We start from the raw sequence: 242 nt of genomic DNA, 5'->3' as shown, positions 1-242 counted from the left end.
TCGTTCTCGGAGTAGTCCACCGGGCAGTCGATGACGTGGACGCCAGGGGTGTCCAGGCAGTGCTGCACCAGCGGCGCGAAGGCGGCCGCGCTTTCCACGCGATGGCCATGGGCGCCGTAGCTTTCGGCGTAGCGGACGAAGTCCGGATTGCCGTAGTCCAGGCCGAAGTCCTCGAAGCCCATCTGCGCCTGCTTCCAGCGGATCATGCCGTAGCCGTCGTCGCGCAGGATGATGACCACCAG

Annotated in this window: 1 protein-coding gene; it reads right to left on the bottom strand. The window is 66.1% G+C overall.

What is annotated here, in order from left to right; all coding sequences use genetic code 11:
• Positions 1 to 242, bottom strand: a 242-nt coding sequence (locus tag PVZ72_RS00005) for a thiamine pyrophosphate-dependent enzyme (RefSeq protein ID WP_273860865.1), incomplete at both ends; no start/stop codon positions are given.

The sequence above is a fragment of the Pseudomonas sp. LA5 genome, from assembly GCF_028640825.1.
Taxonomy (GTDB): Bacteria; Pseudomonadota; Gammaproteobacteria; order Pseudomonadales; family Pseudomonadaceae; genus Chryseomonas; species Chryseomonas aestiva.
The sequence above is the reverse complement of the archived record's forward strand: the minus strand, read 5'-3'. Positions and strand labels throughout refer to the sequence as shown.